Annotated in this window: 5 protein-coding genes; 4 read left to right on the forward strand and 1 reads right to left on the reverse strand. The window is 54.8% G+C overall.

Annotated elements, in window-relative coordinates; genetic code table 11:
* The coding region (locus tag H6B10_RS13570; RefSeq protein ID WP_147644587.1) for a hypothetical protein at positions 1-237 on the reverse strand (237 nt) is incomplete at its 3' end.
* 50 nt (positions 238-287) lie between these two features.
* Between H6B10_RS13570 and H6B10_RS13575 the strand changes: the two genes are divergently transcribed.
* The 4 genes from H6B10_RS13575 to H6B10_RS13590 all read left to right on the forward strand — a co-directional run.
* A complete protein-coding gene (locus tag H6B10_RS13575; protein WP_147644588.1) occupies positions 288-626 on the forward strand; it encodes a hypothetical protein in 339 nt (112 codons plus the stop codon).
* 184 nt (positions 627-810) lie between these two features.
* Positions 811-1,350: an FHA domain-containing protein gene (locus tag H6B10_RS13580; protein ID WP_007048424.1), complete on the forward strand. Its 540-nt coding sequence runs from the start codon at positions 811-813 to the stop codon at positions 1,348-1,350.
* A 3-nt stretch (positions 1,351-1,353) separates the two neighbouring features.
* A complete protein-coding gene (locus tag H6B10_RS13585; RefSeq protein ID WP_204652095.1) occupies positions 1,354-2,286 on the forward strand; it encodes a PP2C family protein-serine/threonine phosphatase in 933 nt (310 codons plus the stop codon).
* Positions 2,286-3,165 (forward strand): S1C family serine protease (locus tag H6B10_RS13590; RefSeq protein WP_204652096.1); only part of this gene is annotated, 880 nt, incomplete at its 3' end. The genes H6B10_RS13585 and H6B10_RS13590, both read left to right, overlap by 1 nt.

A 3,165-nucleotide genomic window follows, 5' to 3' on the forward strand; every position in this document is an offset into this window, starting at 1 on the left:
AAAAAACGATACAGTAAAATCATAAAAGGACAAAAAAAGAGTTTGGATCGCCTTTGGCGTTACAGACCGAGCGGCAAAGCGATTCATGAGACCAGGACAGAAGAAAGGAGGCACGAATGAAAAAAAGAGGGTCAGCAGTACTTCTGGCCGCCGTCTGTTTGCTGGTGGGGTGTGCAGCATCAGATCCTGCGCTTCCGGCAGAAACTTCGTCCCCGACAGAGACTTCGTCCCCGGCATACCAAGGGGACTCCCTTTTTGCTTACTGTACCGAAAGGCAGCGGGAGCTTTTGGAGCTGCCCCATGAGGAACTGCCGGTGGAACTGATCTTTCACCATTGGACGGAGACGGCGGCGGACTACGAGACAAGGGACGAAACGGTGATCGCCGGGGTCTTGCAGGCGCTGCGGGATGTGTCGGTGGAATCCGAGTCACCCATCGTCTCTACAGATACCCGGGGGCTTACATTTGTGACGGCGCAAGGGGATACCTACAGTTTCTGGTTTGATAAACGCCGGTTCGAAGGGGTGGATGGCAGGTGCTATGTCCTTTCCGGGGATGAAAAACTTTGGGAATTGGTGTGGGGGATTCGGACAGCAGACCCAGACTATCAGGATCTGATGAGATAAGCGGTATTTCCCCATGATTTCTGCGAAAAATGCGGATTGGCGCAGGTGCGCCACATAATTTTTGGGAAATTGGCGCTAAAGCGACCTGCACAAATCCTGAAAAAGGCGCTACAGTAAGAACAGTAAAAAACCAAGGATGGTTTTGGATAATCCTTAAGATTTCTTTATCAGGAGGAAAACAATTATGAGACAGTGTGACAATGGCCATTTTTACGATGAATCCAGATTCGATAGCTGCCCCTACTGCCAGGAGGGCGCCGGGGTCGGAAAGACGGTTGCGGCCGGAACGGTAGGGAAGACCGTGGCTGCTGTGCCGGGAGGCGCTGCGCCGGAAGCAGACAGAGGCAAGACGGTGGGCATTATTAAAAAGAAGATCGGTATTGATCCTGCAGTAGGATTCTTGGTCTGTGTTTCCGGTCCCCATCGCGGCGCAGATTATAAGCTGGTAGCAGGCAGAAACTTCATAGGACGGGCAGCGGCGATGGATGTGGCCCTGGCGGATGACGATACCGTGTCCAGAGAAAGCCATGCATTGGTTACATATGACGCCAAGCATAACAGCTTTTCCCTTTCTCCCGGCCAGGGCAGGGGCATCACTTACTGCAACGACGAACAGGTGGAAATGGTACGCCCCTTAAAAGCCTACGATGTGATCGAGGTGGGAAAGAGCCAGCTTCTCTTCCTGCCCCTGTGCGGCGAGCAATTCCAGTGGAATGAGGAGTAAAGGATGGAGCGTGTACTTTCATGGTTAAACCAGCCGCTGTTTCCGGATACCGTCATCCGCGTCTGGATGGCGGTTGCGGCGGGCGCAGCGCTTCTATTGGCGCTGATTCTCGCCTTTTTCCTGATACGGCGGAAGAAGAAAAAGAAGCGGGGTGATCAGGCGGTGGAAGAACCGATTACGGAACGTCCGGAACCGCTGCCGGAACTGGAGCTTGCCAACCTACAGGGCGTTGGCAGCCGGGAAGAACAGCAGGACGCTTTCGGCATCTCCCGCATGGATCGTTATGAGGAAGACGGGCTGCTTGCTGTGCTGTGCGACGGCATGGGCGGTATGGCGGAGGGCGGCATGATCGCTGCGGAAACCGCCTCCCAGCTGGTGGGGATCTTTCCCTGGACAGATGACAGCGATGTGCCCGGCTGGGTATACCAGCGAAGCGCCAGAGTCTATCAGCAGTTTCGCGGGCACGGGGGGACTACCCTGGTGGCGGCCCTGCTCAAAGAGAATCGCCTCTCCTTCTGGTGCGTAGGCGACAGCGATTTGTTCCTGCTCAGGGAAAACAAACTCTATGGGTTAAATGCCCGGCAGGAATTTAAGAACGATTTGATTTTGAGGGCACTGGACGGGGCGTTCCCCGTGGAGGAAGCGTTTCAAGATCCTCAGGCGGGAGCCCTTTCGGAGTACATAGGAAAAGAAGAAGTAACATGCGACTATACCCGTATGCCCTTTCTTCTCCAGCCGGAGGACGCGCTGCTGCTCTGCTCGGACGGGGTGAGCGATACACTGACCTTGAAGCAGATCCGGGAAGCCATGGCGCTTCCCCCCCAGGCGTGCTGCGACAAGCTGGAGGAGGAAATCCTGGCCGCCGGAAAGCCGGGCCAGGATAACTATACGGCAATCGCATTGAAATACCATGGGAAAAATGAGGAGGAATCATAATGGAAGCGAAAAAGTCATCGAGCAAGCAGGTTGTTGCCATCCTGCTGCTGGTTATTGGCCTGGCCGCCGGCGTGTTCGGCGTATTGGGCTTGGTAGGCGGGGGCGGTACGGACCCCTATGAGGCGCGCAAGAGCGTCGTCATGGTGTACTCCTATCTCCAGCTTACCGATGGTCAGTCCGCCGGTGCCATGGGCACTGGTTTTGCCATCGGGAAACCCGGCGAACCGGTGGAATATATTGTGACCAACGGCCATGTGGTGGAATACGGCTATATGGGTCCCAAAGTATATGCGGAGCAAGTATCTTCGGCAGGCGTGCAGGTATACTTCTCTGCAGCGGAAAATGATTATGTTACAGCGGAGGTGGTCTATTATTCTGCTTTCAATGAGAAGGATATTGCGATTATCAGATTGCCGTCAAAGACGGATAAACGAGAAGCCATTCCCATCAGGGACGCAGATGATGTTGCTGTCGGCGACACCGCTTTCGCGCTGGGGTATCCGGGCGTGGCAAGCCAAAGCCAGCAATTCAACACCTACGACGAGGATGACATTACACTGACCAAGGGGATCATCAGCAAGCGCACTAAGCCGGCATGGAGCAGCTACGACGCGTTTCAGATGGATGTATATATCAATCACGGCAATTCCGGCGGCCCGTTGGTAGATGAACGGGGAAATTTGATTGGAATCAACGCTTCCGGCGCAGTGGATGAGCAGGGCAAGAGCGAAGGCGTAAACTTTGCCATTACCTCTGCGGAATTAATCAAAGCTCTGGACAGCGAAAGAATCGAATACACCATGGCAGGCGGCGGACTCTCCTGGACCCAGCCCTGGTTTGCCTATGTGTTCCTGCCCATCGGCGTGCTGGCGCTCATCG

Source organism: Gemmiger formicilis, assembly GCF_016901605.1.
Lineage (GTDB): Bacteria > Bacillota > Clostridia > Oscillospirales > Ruminococcaceae > Gemmiger > Gemmiger formicilis_B.